This is a genomic window from Neokomagataea tanensis (assembly GCF_006542335.1).
Classification (GTDB): domain Bacteria; phylum Pseudomonadota; class Alphaproteobacteria; order Acetobacterales; family Acetobacteraceae; genus Gluconobacter; species Gluconobacter tanensis.
In genome coordinates this window covers 1,123,146-1,141,149 of the sequence record NZ_CP032485.1, presented here as the reverse complement: position 1 = coordinate 1,141,149, position 18,004 = coordinate 1,123,146, and the positions used below count along the sequence as shown (strand labels likewise).

General features: G+C 53.7%; 15 protein-coding genes, 1 tRNA gene and 1 pseudogene. 6 read left to right on the top strand and 11 right to left on the bottom strand.

Annotated elements, in window-relative coordinates:
- Positions 1 to 56 precede the first annotated feature (56 nt).
- Entirely contained in the window at positions 57 to 812 is a 756-nt protein-coding gene (locus D5366_RS05275; RefSeq protein WP_141492589.1) for an SDR family NAD(P)-dependent oxidoreductase, read from the bottom strand.
- Positions 813 to 913: 101 nt separating this feature from the next.
- On the opposite strand from D5366_RS05275, the gene D5366_RS05270 reads away from it, so the two are divergent.
- From D5366_RS05270 to D5366_RS05260, 3 genes are all read left to right on the top strand, one after another.
- The gene (locus D5366_RS05270) at positions 914 to 1,498 is read left to right on the top strand and encodes a YqgE/AlgH family protein (protein ID WP_141492588.1); all 585 of its coding nucleotides are present in this window, start codon (positions 914 to 916) and stop codon (positions 1,496 to 1,498) included.
- A gap of 88 nt (positions 1,499 to 1,586) precedes the next feature.
- Positions 1,587 to 2,243, top strand: coding sequence for a glutaredoxin 2 (gene grxB, locus D5366_RS05265; protein WP_141492587.1), 657 nt, complete (start codon positions 1,587 to 1,589; stop codon positions 2,241 to 2,243).
- A gap of 61 nt (positions 2,244 to 2,304) precedes the next feature.
- On the top strand, positions 2,305 to 3,555 hold the full coding sequence (locus D5366_RS05260; RefSeq protein ID WP_141492586.1) for an alkaline phosphatase family protein: 1,251 nt from the start codon (positions 2,305 to 2,307) through the stop codon (positions 3,553 to 3,555).
- A 48-nt stretch (positions 3,556 to 3,603) separates the two neighbouring features.
- On the opposite strand, the gene D5366_RS05255 is transcribed toward D5366_RS05260, so the two are convergent.
- From D5366_RS05255 to D5366_RS05245, 3 genes are all read right to left on the bottom strand, one after another.
- Positions 3,604 to 4,380: a hypothetical protein gene (locus tag D5366_RS05255; RefSeq protein WP_205839604.1), complete on the bottom strand. Its 777-nt coding sequence runs from the start codon at positions 4,378 to 4,380 to the stop codon at positions 3,604 to 3,606.
- A gap of 473 nt (positions 4,381 to 4,853) precedes the next feature.
- A complete protein-coding gene (locus tag D5366_RS05250; RefSeq protein ID WP_141492584.1) occupies positions 4,854 to 6,680 on the bottom strand; it encodes a DEAD/DEAH box helicase in 1,827 nt (608 codons plus the stop codon).
- 174 nt (positions 6,681 to 6,854) lie between these two features.
- Positions 6,855 to 7,505, bottom strand: coding sequence for a class I SAM-dependent methyltransferase (locus D5366_RS05245; RefSeq protein WP_141492583.1), 651 nt, complete (start codon positions 7,503 to 7,505; stop codon positions 6,855 to 6,857).
- 101 nt (positions 7,506 to 7,606) lie between these two features.
- On the opposite strand from D5366_RS05245, the pseudogene dapF reads away from it, so the two are divergent.
- The 3 genes and pseudogenes from dapF to ftsY all read left to right on the top strand — a co-directional run bounded on the left by dapF (position 7,607) and on the right by ftsY (position 10,636).
- A pseudogene (gene dapF, locus D5366_RS05240) lies at positions 7,607 to 8,385 on the top strand (diaminopimelate epimerase).
- Entirely contained in the window at positions 8,382 to 9,608 is a 1,227-nt protein-coding gene (locus D5366_RS05235) for a MiaB/RimO family radical SAM methylthiotransferase (RefSeq protein ID WP_141492582.1), read from the top strand. The pseudogene dapF and the gene D5366_RS05235 overlap by 4 nt, the downstream one beginning before the upstream one ends.
- Before the next feature lie 71 nt (positions 9,609 to 9,679).
- Complete coding sequence (gene ftsY, locus D5366_RS05230) at positions 9,680 to 10,636, top strand: signal recognition particle-docking protein FtsY (protein WP_141492581.1); 957 nt, start codon at positions 9,680 to 9,682, stop codon at positions 10,634 to 10,636.
- 17 nt (positions 10,637 to 10,653) lie between these two features.
- On the opposite strand, the gene D5366_RS05225 is transcribed toward ftsY, so the two are convergent.
- The 7 genes from D5366_RS05225 to argC form a co-directional block, all read right to left on the bottom strand.
- Positions 10,654 to 11,112: a hypothetical protein gene (locus D5366_RS05225; RefSeq protein ID WP_141492580.1), complete on the bottom strand. Its 459-nt coding sequence runs from the start codon at positions 11,110 to 11,112 to the stop codon at positions 10,654 to 10,656.
- Positions 11,112 to 13,052 (bottom strand): serine/threonine-protein kinase, encoded by a 1,941-nt coding sequence (locus tag D5366_RS05220; RefSeq protein WP_141492579.1) that lies wholly within the window; start codon positions 13,050 to 13,052, stop codon positions 11,112 to 11,114. The genes D5366_RS05225 and D5366_RS05220 overlap by 1 nt, the downstream gene beginning before the upstream one ends.
- 106 nt (positions 13,053 to 13,158) lie before the next feature.
- Entirely contained in the window at positions 13,159 to 14,448 is a 1,290-nt protein-coding gene (locus D5366_RS05215) for an adenylosuccinate synthase (protein WP_141492578.1), read from the bottom strand.
- Positions 14,449 to 14,489: 41 nt separating this feature from the next.
- Positions 14,490 to 15,644, bottom strand: coding sequence for an ATP phosphoribosyltransferase regulatory subunit (locus D5366_RS05210; protein WP_141492577.1), 1,155 nt, complete (start codon positions 15,642 to 15,644; stop codon positions 14,490 to 14,492).
- On the bottom strand, positions 15,641 to 16,798 hold the full coding sequence (locus D5366_RS05205) for a phosphoserine transaminase (protein ID WP_141492576.1): 1,158 nt from the start codon (positions 16,796 to 16,798) through the stop codon (positions 15,641 to 15,643). Before D5366_RS05205 ends, D5366_RS05210 begins: the two co-directional genes overlap by 4 nt.
- Before the next feature lie 52 nt (positions 16,799 to 16,850).
- Positions 16,851 to 16,934: transfer RNA gene (locus D5366_RS05200), tRNA-Leu, on the bottom strand.
- Positions 16,935 to 17,000: 66 nt separating this feature from the next.
- Entirely contained in the window at positions 17,001 to 17,900 is a 900-nt protein-coding gene (gene argC / locus D5366_RS05195; RefSeq protein WP_141492575.1) for an N-acetyl-gamma-glutamyl-phosphate reductase, read from the bottom strand.
- Between the last annotated feature and the right edge of the window lie 104 nt (positions 17,901 to 18,004).

Genomic DNA, 18,004 nt, shown 5'->3' with positions numbered 1-18,004 from the left:
AAAGGCCGCTTCGTGCAGGTCCCGGCTTCAAAACCCGGAGCTGCATTGAGCAGCCTTTAGCCTACTGTTTTATCAACGGCCAAACCGCCCGAAGCCTGACATACTGGCATAATTTCGAGCGAATTTACATTCATGTGCCACGGCAAGCACACCAACCATGAAACCGTTTCCGCAATATCGGCCGGCTGAAGAGGTGTCGTTCCTTCATACACTGCGGCCGCTTTTGCATCATCGCGTAGACGCACATTGCTAAATTCACTGCCACCGCACAGGCCCGGCTCAATATTCGTGACACGAATTTTCGTACCGAGAACATCCGTCCGCAAATTACGGCTGAATTGGCGTATAAAAGCTTTAGTCGCTCCGTAAACATTCCCGCCCATATATGGGTATGTTCCAGCTGTACTACCCAAAGTAATGATATAACCGCTGTTACGCTCGACCATTTGGGGCAGAAAAGCGCGTGTAAGTTCAACAACCCCGGAGACGTTTGTCGTGATCATCGTTTCCCAATCATCAGGGTTGGAATCCTGCGCACGACCAACACCCAGCGCCAAGCCCGCATTATTGATCAGAACGTCAACCGCTCTCCACGCCTCTGGCAAAGAAGATGGCAACCCGCGCAAAGCGGCTTTATCTTGCATATCAAGCGTAACGGGCAGAACATTATCGCCCAGATCAGCGCGCAAGGCCTCCAATCGCTCCTGACGGCGCCCCGTGGCAATAACTTTATGCCCTTCACGCACCAGACGCTCCGTAATGGCACGCCCGAAACCGGCTGTAGCACCTGTCACCAAAATAATTTGAGACATTTTATTCCCCCTAGCGTTCACCGCCTCGAAATCGATACAGTTCCGGCATTATTTACGACAAATGCTTGCAAACAAAGGTCTATTTCACCCATGTTAGCATTATGCAGAACACTTTTTCCGGACATGATGAAAACCTGACGGGGAAGCTTCTTATCGCTACTCCCCACCTCGCTGATACGTTTTTTGCTCAAAGCGTGATTTACTTATGCAGCCACTCGGCGAGCCAAGGAGCCATCGGGCTCATTATCAACAAACGCGTCCTGAAACCCTCCATTGATGAAATTCTGGCTCAACTCTCCATTTCACCTATCCCCCCAAAGAAGCAGCTTCCTCTTTGCCTCGGCGGGCCTGTCGATCACGACCGGGGTTTTGTTTTACACACCTCAGAGTGCCACTACGAAGGCGGACTGGCCGTATCCCCAGATATACAAATGACAGCCAATCTGAGCGTATTAAAAGACGTGGCCAATGGGCGGGGGCCAACGCGCGCTCTCATGGCGCTCGGTCACGCTGCATGGTCCGCAGGGCAACTAGAAACCGAGATTTTAAAAGATACCTCTTGGTTTGTAGCACCTGCCAACCACGATATTCTTTTCAGCACTCAATATTCTACTAAATGGCGCGAGGCGCTCTCTTCAATAAATATTGACCCCCTCCTCCTGTCCAACACCACGGGCGAAGCATGACAATTCCAAGCAAAACTCGATTATAAGTGTAATCTCGGACCAGCACCCTATATTCGTACTTACCAACATAGGCTGAAGGAGTCCTGCAATGTCATCCACCCTGCCCATTCTGCACGTCTATGAACATTGCCCCTTTTGCGTAAAAGCACGCATGATATTTGGCTTACACGGCATCAAATTCGAAAAACGCATTTTCCTGCACGATGACGATGCTGGCCCAAGCGCAATGGTCGGCAAAAAGGTTGTGCCTATTTTAGAAGAAAACGGGCATTTCATTCCTGAAAGCCTCGACATAGTTGCTCACGTTGAGAGACAGAACACACCGCTGCTGACCGGCCCTACCCGCAAAGAGATTGAGGACTGGTTATCCCGTATTTCAGCACCGGCTTACCGGTTGTTTTTACCTCGTGCTGCGGCAGCACCTCTGCCAGAACTCGCAACCACATCCGCTCGCTTGGGTTTTATTCGCAAAAAAGAGCGCCCTGACCATCCCTTCAGTTCACTCCTAGAACAAAGCAATGACGACCTGAAAATCGTTAACACTCTGCTTGAAGAGCTCGCCGCGCTTATACAAAAACCCACAGCGGTCAATGGCACGCTATCCTACAACGACCTCCACCTCTTTGCGCAGTTGCGGAATTTATCGCTTATCAAGGGAGTTTTTTATCCCCTCGAGGTTGAAGCTTACCGGCATAGTCTGAGCGAAAAAGCAAAAATCCCTCTGTTGGAAGCTATTTCCGCGTAAACTTGGCATTATTTCTACGCCCCACTGCCTCACCCCAACCAATCTGGCGTAAAGAGACGATATGAAAATGCGTTTTGCTTCTTTGCTCTCTCTCGGCGCTTTGCTCGCCGGCTCCCTGCTTTCCGGCTGTGCGACCACGCCGCAAGATGCGCAGGACAATAATGACACCGGAGCCACCCCGGTTATTCTCGTTTCATTGGACGGCTTCCGTACAGAGTATCTCTCTCGTGGCCTGACGCCCCATATTGCGGCCATCGCGCAAAACGGTATCTCCACCACCGCGATGCACCCTTCTTTCCCCTCTATTACCTTTCCGAACCACTACACACTCGTCACAGGTTTACGCCCAGACCACCATGGCATCGTTGGCAACACGATGTATGACCCATCTCATCCCGGCGTTAAATTCACCATGGCGAGCAAAGAATCCTACTGGTGGGATCAGGCCGAGCCCATCTGGGTCACAGCAAAAAAGCAGGGCCTAAAAGTTGCAACCATGTTCTGGCCCGGCTCAGAGAGCGAAATTCATGGTGTTCGCCCTGATGATTATGCAGCCTTCGACAAGAGTATGTCCGACGACCAACGCGTTGACAAACTCCTAAGCTGGTTCGACGTCCCCGCCAAAGACCGCCCGCGTTTCTCGACGCTTTACTTCAACACTACGGACACCAATGGCCACCATTTTGGCCCCAACTCCCCGCAAGTAAATGCGGCATTACAAGACGTGGATGAAGGCGTTAGCCGCCTCATGGCCGGGCTGGAGAGCCGCCATATCAAAGCCGATGTCATCGTCGTGGCTGATCACGGCATGTCAGAAATCGGCGATAACCATTACATTGCCCTAGACAAAATTGTACCCGCCAAGTCTTTCGACTTCGTTACGGGGGGAGCTTATGCTGGCGTAAATGCACGCCCCGGCCAGACAGCAATCCTCGAAAAAGCGTTGCTGCAAAAGCATGATCATATGCAGTGCTGGCGTAAGGGCGAAATTCCAGAGCGCCTGCATTACGGCACCAATCCTCGCGTGCCAGCATATATCTGCTTGGCAGAGCCGGGTTGGGTCGTTTTAAAAACCAAGCCTGACGCACAGCATGAAGCACTAAAAGGTGACCACGGATACGACCCCGCATCACCAGACATGAATGCCCTCTTCGTTGCTTCTGGCCCCGACTTCCCTGCAGGCAAGGTGCTCGCACCATTCGACAACGTGGACGTGTATCCGCTCATCATGCAACTACTCAAAGTACAGGCACAACCAAATGACGGCACACTAGCGCCCTTCGTACCGCTGCTCACGATGAACCCGACCTAACAACCAGTCACGTCTTGGGGAACACCAGTTCCCCAAGACGCACCACGCTTAAAAGCTCCAATTCAGTGCAATCATAGGCGTGACACTTGCAGCAGTGTTCTTGCCTTGAAACGTAACCCCAGCACCGGCAATAACGCCCATGTCTGCGCGCATATTGTACTCCAGTGCCGGCGCAATCATAAGCGAGTACGCCGAAAGCGCCGCTGTGGACCCAGTCCTATTTTTCCCTCGAACACGCACGGAACTGCTTTGCGCCACGACAAAATCAGTGGCGAAGACCCATTTTTTGGTCAGACTATATTCATTCGCTAAAATAAATTGTGAGCTTTGCCCAACCGAAACAGTACCCTCAAATTCCGGCAAAGTCCCATAAACCGAGCGCCCCTCAATATGGCGTCCAGTCGGCAAAACATATGAATAATTTAAACGCAAACGATCCATTCTCCCGTTGGGGAGCCAAAAATAAGACTGTGCGAAAACCGACAACTGCTCACCGAAAACCCCCGCCCCGATCGGGTTAGACGCTCCAGACAAATGGTCAGCCCGTTCAATCGGTATCGTTTCCTGAAAATCAAGCGAGACAGTCGGAAGAGAACTCTCTTTAGGTGGGTGCCACAAACGATACTGCACCTTAAAAGCAACATCTCCCACCTTTACGCCCTGAGTAGGCGCTAAGGCACGGCCACTATTATAACCAAAGGTTGCTTTTACGCCGACCATGACGTTTCGGGTTAGCCCATAATAAAAAGGGTTAAATGACCGGACGTGATTCACAATTGGTGTCGATGACCGGCGACCTTGTTGGGAATAAGCCCCATAAGACATGACATTCCATAGGTAAGGCTCATAAAAACCTGCCCCTGCGGGTAATGTATCCGCTGTTGAGGCGTAAAGCGAGCCAGTGACCCAAAAATCGTTTATCGATTGACGCTGGTCTGACGCTTTTGCCTTTATTATGAAACAAGAAAAAACTGCACCAAGAAAATATGTAATATTTCGTCGTAAGCGTGTATGGGAAAAATTCTTTTTACTTTTAAGATACACACCGAACGCCAATATTACCCCCTTCCGATTTCCCATAAAGGAAAAAATTTTAAAGATATTCACTACAAAATGTAGCATGCGTATTTTCTACGATCGAAAATTAAATACGCAAAAGAAAAGCCGTCATACCCAAAAGATATGACGGCTCCGAAACAAGATTCTATGCTTTAGATGTTAAAGCCGTCGTCATCATGACGATGACGACTATACTCAAAATAACTCTTTCTGAAAAATAAAGAGTTATTTCTTATTTATTATGGACGACGACGACGACTTGATCCGTCGCCTGTTGGACGGCCGCCACCGCGTGGACCTTCGGACTTTGAACGGCTGAAGCCTGAGCCGCCGCGGCCTTTATAGCCACCACCGCTGCCGCCTGCACCACCACCACGTGGTCCGCCCTTGCCAAAGCGCTTACCTTCGCCTGGGTTACGACCGCGTGCACCATAATGGCCACCCTGCGGAGCATCTGAAGGTTCGATCGTCACTTCATCCGCATCCGCACCTGCCAGGCAAGACTTGAAGCGATCAACGCTCTCGTCCGCAATCTGGAAATGCGTTTGCTCTTGGTCGATACGAATGCTACCGATCTCGCGCTTCTGCACACCGCCCAAACGGCAAATCAACGGGATCAGCCATTTCGGGTCAGCACGCTCTGTACGGCCAACGCTCATACGAAACCACTGGCCGGCCATTTCTTCACGAGGTGCGCGTTCAGCACGCTCTCCACGTTCACCGCGCTCGGTACGCTCACGGCGAGGTGCTTCAATGGATACAGGGCGAAGAGCTTCTACACCCGGCAGACGGGCACGATACATGCCAACCAATGCCGCGGCCAAAGCCTTGGCATCGTGGGTCTCGGCAATCTTTGTAACTAGCGCATCGTTTGTATCGCCGGAAGCCGCGGTCAAAATCGGGTCTTCCAACAAACGTTGTGCATCTTGCTCTGCGATAGCGTCTGCCGTTGGGACAGATTCCCATGACGCATTCAACTTAGCCAGAGCCAACAGACGCTCCGCACGGCGGCGCTGGCTGAACGGAACCATCAGGACGCTGGTGCCCTTACGGCCCGCACGACCTGTACGACCTGAACGGTGCAGCAAAGTCTCGGCTGATGTCGGGATGCTCGCATGCACAACCAAGCCCAGCGCAGGCACGTCAATGCCACGCGCAGCAACGTCGGTTGCCACGCAAACACGCGCTTGACCCGAGCGCAAGCTCTCAATTGCACGGCTACGCTCGTTCTGACCCATTTCACCAGAAATGGCGACAGACGCGAAACCACGCTCAAGCAGAGCTGCCTGAACCTGACCGACCATCATACGGGTGTTACAGAACACCATTGCTGTTGGGCTTTCATAGAAACGCAGAACGTTCACCAAAGAACGTTCGATTTCTTGAGGAGCCGTCACAACCGCACGGTATGTAATGTCGCTGTGCTGCTTTGCACCGCTTACCGTATCAACACGAGCTGCATTCTTCTGGTAACGCTTTGCGAGAGATGCAATCTCGCGCGCAATCGTTGCTGAGAACAACAATGTGCGGCGCTCTGCAGGCGCACCGTCCAAAAGTTGTTCCAGCTCGTCACGGAAGCCCATGTCGAGCATTTCGTCGGCTTCGTCGAGTACGACGCAACGCAGCGCGCTCAGATCAAGTGCACCGCGTGACATGTGGTCGCACAGACGGCCCGGCGTACCAACAACAATATGTGCGCCGCGGTTAAGCTCGCGCGCTTCACGGCGGGCATCGGTGCCGCCAATGCAGCTTGAAATGCGTGCGCCTGTATCAGCGTAAAGCCATTCAAGCTCATTTTGTACCTGAATCGCGAGTTCACGCGTTGGTGCAATAACAAGAGCCATTGGCTGAGGGGATGGTGCAAGACGCTCAGCTTCGCCCAGCAGAGTCGGGGCGATCGCGATGCCAAAAGCAACCGTCTTGCCCGATCCTGTCTGAGCCGAAACCAGCAGATCCCGCTCATCAAGTCCCGGCTGTAAGACAGCTTCCTGAACAGGAGTCAGCTGTTCGTAACCACGCGCTTCTAGAGCGCGCTTGAGTGCGGGATGGATATCGGAAGACAACATGGGCAACAATTACTCGACAAACGTCACGCCGACGTCAAAAAAGCGGCGGCAGGGAGGGGGTGGATAGAGACTTATGCGTCAAAAAGCCAGTAAAATACCAAAGGAAACTGGTATGCCCCTCCTGACATCCCCCCTCCAGCACAGCTTTCCGCCGCGTGAACGATCAATCAGGCGTTAGTCGCGTGCGCGTCGCCCGATCAAGGCACGAACCGTGTCGTGCCAGCCGTTAAGATCTTCTGGAGGGACCACTTCCCCTGTATCAAGATCCACGAATCCAGCACGAGATAGCAGAATACTTATCAGACGGCTACGATCTTCTGCTTCTAAGGCCTGCCATAATGCAACAGCCTTCTGCGGATGGAAGGCATCACCAAAGGTGAGGATAAGCGGCGAGCCAGGTTTAAGCACGCGGTTTACCTCCTGAAGCACAGCTAAAGGCTGCGTCAGATAGGCTATGCCATCACATAAGGTGACGGCATCCAGGCTTTGATCTTCGTACGGCAGAATCGGATTCTGATTAAGATCCTGTACAACACGCGACGTAAAAACTGGATTCGCCTTGAGGGCTGCATCAGCGACGCCCAGCCCTATCGCGTCTGAAAATTTAGCTTCTTCTGGATAGTGGCTCAATGACCCCGCCATAAGGTCCAACACACGGCCCCCAACAGGTAAAGCAGTTTGATACAGTGCGGTAACTGCCGTTCTTGCACCTAGGTCCATAAGCGTATCGGGCATTTGGGCGGCGTAGAAGCTGGCATCCGGCGCATCGTCAGCTCGCGTAAAGGCGGCTGCGTGAAAACCTTCAATCTGCTCCGCTTGGCTCATCCGACATCTCCTGCTTTGTTTGGGGCCATCACTAATCTTGTTCCCCGTAACTCATGTTCTCCGTGCGTCAACCCGCCATTTGCGTTAAAAGCCCTACCGCCATGACTCTTTCTTTTACAAAAATGCACGGCCTCGGTAACGATTTTGTCGTCATCGACACGCGCCACTCCGCCTCTGTGCTCGACACAGATATGATCAAACGCCTGTGCGATCGTCGACATGGTGTTGGCTGCGACCAGCTCGTCCTGCTGGCCCCCCCACCTTGGCAGGAGCTGATGTGCATGTGCGTTTTTTCAACCCGGACGGCTCAGAGGCGGGAGCATGCGGCAATGCGTCGCGTTGTGTTGCACTCTATTTAAACGACCTTTCAGAGCCGGTGTTGCAAACACAGGCAGGTCTTCTCCCCACCAAACGCCACGCTGATTTGATTACCGTTAACATGGGTGTGCCCCGCCTTGAGTGGCACGAAATTCCTCTCAGCCACGCCTGTGACACCTTACACTTGCCACTGCACGACGCTGCTGCATGTTCAATGGGTAACCCCCATGCGACACTTTTCCACTCTCTCCGCCAAGCGGAGAATCTCGGGCCGCTCTTGGAGCATGATGCGCTTTTCCCTGAGCGCGCAAATATTGGATTTGCAGAGATTACCTCCCCCCAGCACATGCGTCTGCGCGTCTGGGAGCGTGGCGCAGGCCTGACACCGGCTTGTGGTTCTGGGGCCTGTGCTGCTGTTGTTAATGCGGCCCGGCGCGGTTTGACGGAACGCACCTGCACTGTCGAAGTCGATGGCGGCACACTTCGTATTGAATGGCGTGAAGATAATACCGTGTGGATGACCGGCCCTGCGACCCGTGTTTTTGATGGGACCCTTACGTGACGTCTCCAAAAGTTCTGACCTTTGGTTGCCGTCTCAACGCTCATGAGAGCGATGTCATGGCACACTTGGCCGAGGGCGACACATCACAAGAAACAATCATCGTAAACACCTGCGCCGTAACAGCGACAGCAGAGCGACAAGCCCGGCAGGCCATACGCCGCGCGCACAGAGAAAATCCAAACGCTCAGATTGTGGTAACAGGCTGCGCGTCCGAGGTGGCGGAAGAAAAATGGGCTAGCCTACCGGGTGTTGCCCGTGTCGTTCAGAATACGGACAAACTGAACCCCAAACATTGGGGAACAGCTCAATCGCGCGCAAAACGCCCCACCACGCCACCATCGCGCCATGCACGGGCCCTGCTACAAGTTCAGCAAGGCTGTGACCACCGCTGCACGTTTTGCATTATTCCTTATGGCCGCGGCGATTCCCGCTCAACACCACTACACGAAGCGCTTGAACGTGCTGAGGCACTTATACGCGCTGGGCATCTTGAAATCGTGCTCACTGGCGTTGATGTTGCCTCATGGCGCGGGCCGAATGGAGAAGGTTTTGGCCATATTTGCCGCGTGCTTTTAAAAAATCTACCCGAATTACAAAGACTACGCCTCTCTTCCGTCGATCCGGTTGTCCTTGACCCTGATAAGGGAGACTCAGATTTGTGGTGGCTGCTGGAAAATGAGCCTCGCCTCATGCCGCATCTCCACCTCTCGCTCCAAGCTGGCTCCGAACTGATTCTTAAGCGCATGAAAAGACGACATACGCCCCGTAGCGTCGCGCATAGCTTGGAGCGTATTCGTAAAATCCGGCCCGAAATTGGCATCGGCGCTGACCTGATCGCTGGCTTTCCAACAGAGACGGAAAAGCTATTTCAGGAAACGCTCTCGTTCGTGGAAGAACAGAAAATTCCATTTCTGCACGTCTTCCCTTACAGCGAACGTCCGGAAACGCCCGCAGCACGCATGCCCGCTGTTGCTAATGCAGAGAGGCAAGCCCGAGCCGCGCGCCTTCGAGATGCAGGTGAGCGCAACAAAGAAGAGTTCTTGCAGCGTTTCATAGGGACACAACAAGGCGTTCTGATTGAAACACCGGCGCAAGGACATATTGAAAGCTTTGCTCCGCTACGCTTGGCTCATCCTGAGATGTCACCGCCACGCGGCACGATTGCTCCTGTACGCGTTGATCGTATTGAAAACGGTTTCCTAATTGGCACATTATTGAGCTGAAATAGCCCTTGAAGGCGCTAAATGCGCCGAGAACCCTTGACGCGAAGCTCAACCTGTCCGAACTCCCCTGTATGGCTGGATTTTTCTCACGACTAAAACAAGGTTTGTCCCGCTCAAGCGCACGGCTTGGAGCGGTCTTCACGCATCGTCGTTTAGATGATGCCGCGCTGGAAGAGCTGGAAGATGAGCTCATAGCAGCGGATCTTGGCCCAGCCATTGCCGAGCGGGTAATCGAAAACTTCCGTCGCTCGCGCTTCGGCAAAGATGTGACAAGCGACGAAATTCGTGACGCGCTCGCACATGAAATTTCTCAGGTTCTCAACCCTGTAGCACAGCCCTTTACCATTGATACGAACCACAAGCCCCATGTGGTGCTTGTCGTCGGCGTCAACGGTGTAGGCAAAACGACGACTATTGGAAAAATGGCCCGCCATTATTCCGAAGACGGCAAAAAGGTTATGCTCGTTGCCGGAGACACATTCCGTGCCGCCGCAGCCGAGCAACTTGATGTATGGGCCAAGCGCAGCAATGTTCCCGTCATCGCAGGCAAGCACGGCGCGGATGCTGCAGGGCTTGCGTTTGACGGCCTGAAGCGCGCCACAGAAGAAAAAGCCGATCTTCTTCTCATCGATACAGCCGGGCGCTTACACAATAAGAGCGCCCTCATGGAAGAGCTGGCAAAAATTATCCGCGTTATGCGGAAGTTTGACGAAACAGCGCCGCACTCAGTCCTGCTCGTACTAGACGCAACAACCGGACAAAACGCCATCGAACAGGTGCGTGTTTTCCGCGAACTCGTAAATGTCACCGGGCTGATCGTTACGAAACTTGATGGCTCCGCGCGCGGCGGAATTGTTGTGGCCCTCGCCGAACAGTTTGGTCTGCCTGTCCATCTTGTCGGCGTTGGCGAGCAAGTCGAAGACCTAAGGCCATTTTCTGCCGAGGACTACGCGCGTGGTCTTGTGGGCGGTGACAGTGATCTTGCCGCACGGCTGGTTGAAACCGGTCAAGAGACCGAAAACCCCTAATTGAAAGTTTGTCTTCATCAGCTTGAAGACAAACTCCATTCATCTTCCAGCGCTTTTATACGCAACTCAAGCTTAGCGCGCTCCGACCTTGCGCGCTGCGCTCCAATATAGCGCGCCACCATGGTTGATACTTCAGAAACAATCCATGCAACCGCTATCGCTCCCCAGTCTAAAATCAGCAACGTCTGGTCTTGAACTATGCGGAAACAGGCGTACCAAGCTCCTTGCGCTAACCACACATGATGCAACGGGCGCACCATAACCGCACCCACATAAAACAACATGACAACCAAGCGCTGCCGACTGAAACCACGATCTGTAAGCCAAAGCACTCCTAAGGGGAGCAGCAGTACTGTAATCACCAAAAGAGTGCCCGGGCAGTAAACAACCCCTGCCCCTAGAAACACGCCGTGCCACCACCGCAGCTTAGGAAGCACGCCCTGGCTTATTCTTGTTTCAGAGTTCGCCTCGAACATTACAAAGCGCTTTGGCAAAACTCAAACCAAACACTTGATAGTGCTAATAATATACCAAGCATCAAACAAACAAATTCCCCTGAATACGCGGACTTCAATTTTATGTTTGCCAATCTGCTTTTTTCGTCTCCCAGATAAAGTCTAATCGTCTCTAATTCTTTTTCTGCCATTTTTGCCTGTGTCTTATCTTTTTCCAAATCAGCGGGATCTTGTACAAAAACAAGCACAGACCAAACATCCCCCCGCTCAGCCAGCGCTTCCAGACGTTCATATTTATGCTTACGCAGCGTCTTGCTCCTCCAAACGCCAAGCTCTTCTTTCAAAAAAGGAGCCGCTTTACGCAAAATATTCGGCAATGGCCCGCTATCAAATTTCCTCTGTATTTTTGCTATTATCATGAGGTCCGACACGCACGTTGAACGCTCTGACGAGCCCCTCTCAGCCACTGCACGCATCATTCCCAGACTGTCATGCACATTTAAAAAACTCCGCATTTGCTTATCCAAAAGCGGATCGCCCGGCCCCTGTGCCGCAGTTGCGCAGGCCTTCTCCAACCACCGAACAAGCCCGACGGGCTGAATAATGCGTTCTGACCGGCATGAGGGCGACAAACACGGCTGATAATGATTAGCGAAATAGACCAGACGCCGTATCTGCTCTTGGCCTTTGACAGAAGATTGTCGCGCAAGACGTAAAAAATATTGGAGTGATAACGTTAGTTCCGGCGCAAGCTGCGCTTTGTTTAATAAATCAGGCGCACTCACCATGAGGCCAACAAAGCCCAGAATATCCCGCTTCTCCCCAGAATCATCGCCTTTGCCGCTAACGTCTGCAATCATATGAGGGAGTGCTTGCGGCCAAAACCATAAGCCGCCCCAACAGAGCGGAGCCGCCGGGTCCAAAAGTGAAATGGCCTGCATCAAAATCCAGGTTTTAGAGCTTACTGCTCCAACGACACCCCCTACGGACACCAAACGCTCAATGTGACGAGCCACATCAACCAGATCCAGTTCATGGTGCAGCCATTTGCCGACAATCCGGCGCTTTAACAGTGCGAGAAACTGATCCGAATATTGAGCAGCAAACCAAGCAAGCGCTTGCGGTGTCCGGAGCTGATGCCCTTCAAGCACTAACGGCACACGCGCAAGTGTGCGCACACGCGATGAGAACATTTTGCTCGGCGCAATGGTCACCAGATCTTTCGGTGCTGGGCGAAACTCTGGATTATCCGACAACATGGCTTTTAAAAGTGAAACGAGTCCCGTCGGAATGTTGGCGCCGGCCATGTAAACTGCAGCAGAGCCACGTTCAAACCGCCGTCGCAAAATTTCTGCGTCGGTAAGGCCCTGCAATGGTACCTTCCCCGTGCAGAGCATGAGGATAATGACCCCCAAAGCAAAAACATCGCACGCGATGGTCCCATCACCACGATGATGAGGGGCGCAAACAGCGGAAGAGAGTGGCTCAAAAATCACCGGCTGCTTTAGCGCAGGTGGTGTAATCCCCAAAGGACCGAGGAAAAGACGGCGGCTTCCTTGCTCTTGGAAAACATTATCTGGTCTTAAAGCCCGACAAGTCAGCCCTAGACTATCGAGATGCATCAGAAGATCGGCCATAGGCCGAATAACACTCTCAATAAGCTGATTTTCAGGCCATGTTGTAAAGCCCGCGGATAGCGGCGGACCGGGCAAAGGAGAGCACACCACCCACATTGCACCGTCATGGTGTTCTTGCGCTTGGAAAGGAATAACGCTGGGGTGGCGGTAAAGGGCATATTCTGGCCAGCGAGCCCGTAAAGTCTCGGGCGCTAAGGCCAGCAGTGGGGCGCTGGGCACGCTGATATCTCTGGCCTCAAACGCATCACAACCACCAAGAGGTGGTTGCGGGCGGTCGAGGCGGACAGTGTACCGTCCACCAATAACTATGTTCTCTGGTACCATGCCCCTTCAGCGCTCTCCAAAGGTTCTCCAAGAGGCACTATGCCCGGAGAACCCTTTACAGAGCGTTAAAAGGACTCATCCTTCGTTCAAGAAGGAGCCCGTTTAATCAATCTTCAAACGGGTCACGCATCAGGATGGTGTCATCGCGCTCAGGGCTGGTGGACAGAAGTGTTACCGGCGCTTCAATCAATTCTTCAATACGGCGAACGTATTTGATTGCCTGCGCAGGTAATTCTGCCCATGAGCGCGCGCCCGCTGTGGTTTCGCGCCAACCCGGCATCGTTTCATATACTGGGCGTACGCGGGCTTGCGCACCGGGGGCCGACGGGAAGAAGTTAATCTTCTCACCATCAAGCTCGTAGCCTGTGCAGATAGAAATCTCGTCAAGGCCGTCCAGAATGTCGAGTTTGGTCAGAGCAATGCCGGACACGCCACCAACACGGCATGCGCGACGCACCATAACCGCATCGAACCAACCACAACGGCGTGAACGGCCCGTGACGGTGCCAAACTCATGGCCACGTTCACCTATTGTGCGACCGATGTCGTCATGCAATTCGGTCGGGAATGGGCCTTCACCGACGCGCGTCGTGTAGGCTTTGGCAATTCCCAGAACAAAACCAATTGATGCAGGGCCTACGCCTGAACCAGATGCCGCAACTGCGGCAATGGTGTTCGAGCTGGTCACGAATGGGTATGTACCATGGTCCACGTCAAGCATGACGGCCTGTGCGCCTTCAAACAAGATACGACGGCCTGCACGGCGTGCTTCATCCAACCGGTCCCAAACAGGGCATGCGAAGGACAGAAGGCGCGGCGCAATCTCAGCAAGCCAAGCCTTAATTTCTTCCTTCGTGAAGGTGTCTGCCCCAAGCCCGGCCAAAAGCGTGTTGTGATGGAGAAGAAGCTCGTCCAGCTTCCATTCCAGTGTCTCCGGCTCAGCAAGGTCACAGATACGGATAGCGCGGCGTGCTACCTTATCTTCGTAAGCTGGCCCAATACCACGCCCGGTTGTACCAATCTTATGCTCACCACGCGCTGCTTCACGCGCACGGTCCAGAGCACCGTGCACCGGCAGGATGATCGGCGCAGTCTCAGCAATCCACAGCGTTTCGGGGTTTACGACCAGGCCTTGAGCAGCCACACGGTCGATTTCCGTCATCAGCGCATGGGGGTCAACAACCACACCATTACCGATCACGCCTACTTTGCCACGTACGAGACCAGATGGCAGGAGGGAGAGCTTGTAAACTTGCTCACCGACAACCAGCGTATGGCCCGCATTATGGCCGCCTTGAAAGCGAACGACGATATCGGCGCGGCTGGCAAGCCAGTCAACGATCTTACCTTTACCTTCATCGCCCCATTGGGTGCCGATTACGGTGACGTTGGACATGGGCTAAGCTTTCCTCGAAGAAACTGAAAACGAAAAACAGATTACAGCGCGTGTGTCGCGCCATCACGCCAAAAATGCGTGCAAGACAGGTGCTGCGCTTCTTCTGCGACAGACGCATCCTGCGTTAAAGCAGATACCGTTGCGAACCCTTGAGAGTGTAACCCCGAAAGGGCTTCTGCGGAAATATCCAACGGAACATAGCAGCGTGGACGCGACGGCGGGAGCGGTGCCGCACGCAAAAGTGCTTGCGGGCGGAGGGTCAAACCACATGCAGGTTCTTTCCCTGCAAGATAGCGCCCACCGCGTCCTAATTCCTCACGTGAGCCAGCAGCGAAAACGGTAACGCACAAACCTGTGTGATACTGCCAGCCACGGAACTCAACCGGGTCAACCGTTAAGCGTATACCCGGGCGGCGCGCACGCAGTGCCGAGATTGCCTCGACCAGCCTCTCGAAATGAGGGCGAACTGCATCAGACAGGTCAAGGCCTCGCAATATTTCCAGCGCACGGTCAGCCGGGCCAGCTGCACGCAATAATGTAAGCAGCACATCCGCAATGGAACCGCCCAGTTCAGCGACAGCACCTGCATCCTTACGATCCAGAGCGTGCAGAAGGGCCGCTCTGTCCTTCGCCGGGATGGCTTTGTCGATAATTCCTAAGGCCAGTGCTGGCATGGATAAATCGAACGACACGTCTTCAATACCGAGCTCATCTAGGGCTTGTGCACCAAGAGCGACGACCTCGGCATCAGCAATAGCAGAATCCGGACCGATTAATTCAATACCAGCTTGAGATACCTGACGGTCCGTTTCACGCCCCGGCGTGCCGACGACGATGCAGCTCCCTGAATAAGAGAGACGCAGAGGCCGTGGGGCATCCTGCAAGCGGATCTGCGCGATACGAGCGATCTGCGTCGTCATATCCGGGCGCAGCGCCATCATGCGGTGTGAATTAGGGTCCATCAAACGAAAGGTTTGGTTTTGCAGAGCGGAGCCAGCGCCGTTTAACAGCGCATTTTCAAACTCAAGCATGGGCGGACGGACACGCTGGTATCCGTGGCGCGAAAACGCCTCCATGACACACGCAATGCCACGTGCCTCAGCCTCAGCCTCACCCGGCAACAAATCAGCGAAGCCTGAAGGCAGTAAAGCATCTCCGCGCATATCATGCGCTGGGGTGTCGTCAAACGAACTCATGCCGCAAAAGCCTCTCGCGTTTCTTCGTAAGCCCAGTCAAGCCACGGCAATAGGGCGGCTATATCTGCGCTTTCGACCGTCGCTCCGCCCCAGATACGCAGGCCAAGCGGTGCATCCCGATAGGATGCAAGGTCATATCCTGCGCCCTCAGACGCTACCAAAGCCGTAAGATGCTTTACTGCTTTAGTTTGCAAGTCTTGCGACAAAGCCGTGAACCAAGGGGCTGTTATTTTTAGACAAATTGATGTGCAGGAGCGTTCTTCTGGTTTTTCAGCCAGAAAAGAGAGCCATTCGGATTGATCAATCCAGCCCTTGATAACCGAAAGATTATTTTCGGCCCGCGCTTTCAATGCCGGTAGGCCGCCAATATTCTCAGCCCAACGCAGCGAGTCCAGCGCATCCTCAACACAGAGCATTGAAGGTGTATTAATCGTATCGCCCGCGAATATGCCTTCGATGAGACCTTTTTTATTCGCCAACCGAAAAATTTTCGGCAATGGGCGAGGTGCCCCCTGCTCCAAACGCTTTGCTGCACGCGGGCTTATGGCAAGCATGCCGTGCGCAGCCTCACCGCCGAGGGCCTTCTGCCATGACCATGTAACAACGTCGAGCCGGTCCCACGGCAAATCCATAGCGAAAGCAGCGGACGTCGCGTCACAGATCGCCAAACCATCATGCTCTGCGGGAATCACGTCCGCTGATGGTAGACGCACACCTGACGTTGTACCATTCCACGCAAAGACGACGTCCCTAGACCAATCTACCTGTTCCAAGTCCGGCAACTGACCGTAAGGTGCCTCAAAAACACGCACATCAGGCAGCGCAAGAACGTCCCTCAAGTCCTGCGCCCAAGTCGCGGTAAAGCTCTCGAATGACAGGACATCAATGCCGCGTTGCCCGGCGAGAGACCACAAAATCATTTCGACTGCGCCCGTATCCGAGGCAGGCACAATGCCTATGCGCCAATCATCAGGGACACCAAGGATTTTGCCTGAACGGTCAATCACGTCTTTGAGGCGTGCTCGTCCTTCAGGGGCGCGGTGAGACCGACCTAGCAATGCATTATCGAGAGCGGATAAGGACCAACCGGGGCGTTTCGCGCACGGACCTGAAGAGAAGAACGGGCGATCGGGTCTTACGTTCGGCTTGTCCATGAATGTTCCAAGCTGATTGGTTCGGCGCCCTGCCGTTAGGCAGGGCGATATATGGTGCGAGAGGGGGGATTCGAACCCCCACGCCTTTCGGCGGTCGATTTTGAATCGACTGCGTCTACCGTTCCGCCACGCTCGCATGGAACGGAGCGTACCTTACTGTATTTGATTCGAAAGGACCAGAGGCGAAAACCAATTAATTCGGTTATTTCCCGCACATAAGGCGCAAATTTTGAATTGCCGCTCCAGAAGCACCTTTACCCAAATTGTCCAACCGTGCCGTCAGCAAAAGCTTTTCACCATCACCATGCACACGCAGTTCCATTGCGTCTGTCCCTGCCAAACTATCTCCGAGCAGTGACGACTCTGCTGGCAACACCGAGACAAACTCACTGCCTTTGTACGCTTCTTCTAGAACACGCTGTAGGTCCGAAGCCTTTGGCGTCCCCGGCAGCGTCCGTGCATGCAGCGGAATGGAAACGATCATACCCTGAGCGAAATTACCTACGGACGGCACAAAAATAGGTGCATGATCCAGCCCGGAATAATGCTGTATTTCGGGAACATGCTTGTGCTGCAACCCTAAGCCATAAAGCTGAAATGCTGGGCCACCATCGCGCTCATACGCCTCAATCGCGCTTTTGCCTGCACCGCTGTAACCCGATACTGCGTTAATCGAAATTGGGTAATCTGACGGGATAAGGCCAGCTTTAACCAACGGCCGCAAAAGTGCGATGGCGCCTGTTGGGTAACAGCCAGGGTTCGCAACATATTGTGCTGCAGCAACGCATTGAGGTTGGCCGGCGTCCAGTTCAGGAAAGCCATAAACCCACCCCTCTGCCCGGCGGTGCGCCGTAGAAGCATCCAAAAAGCGAATCCCCAGGCCTTCCCCTAAGGCGACGGCCTCACGTGCGGCATCATCCGGCAAGCATAAAATTGCGACATCCGCTTGCCGCATCATAGCTTTCCTCGCCTCAGAATCTTTGCGCAATGCCGGGTCGATGGATACGATTTCAAAACCTAGCTCGGTCGGTAGCGCTTCAATACGCTGGCGAATACCGAGCCCTGTCGTCCCAGCTTCACCATCGATAAAGATCCGCGCCATGTCTCGCTCCTCAGCTGCTTAAAATAAATGGGGTTCATTCTCTTTAAGCCTATTGTAGAGAGCGAACACCACACTGTCATCTTTTCCTGACGCCCAAGGACCAG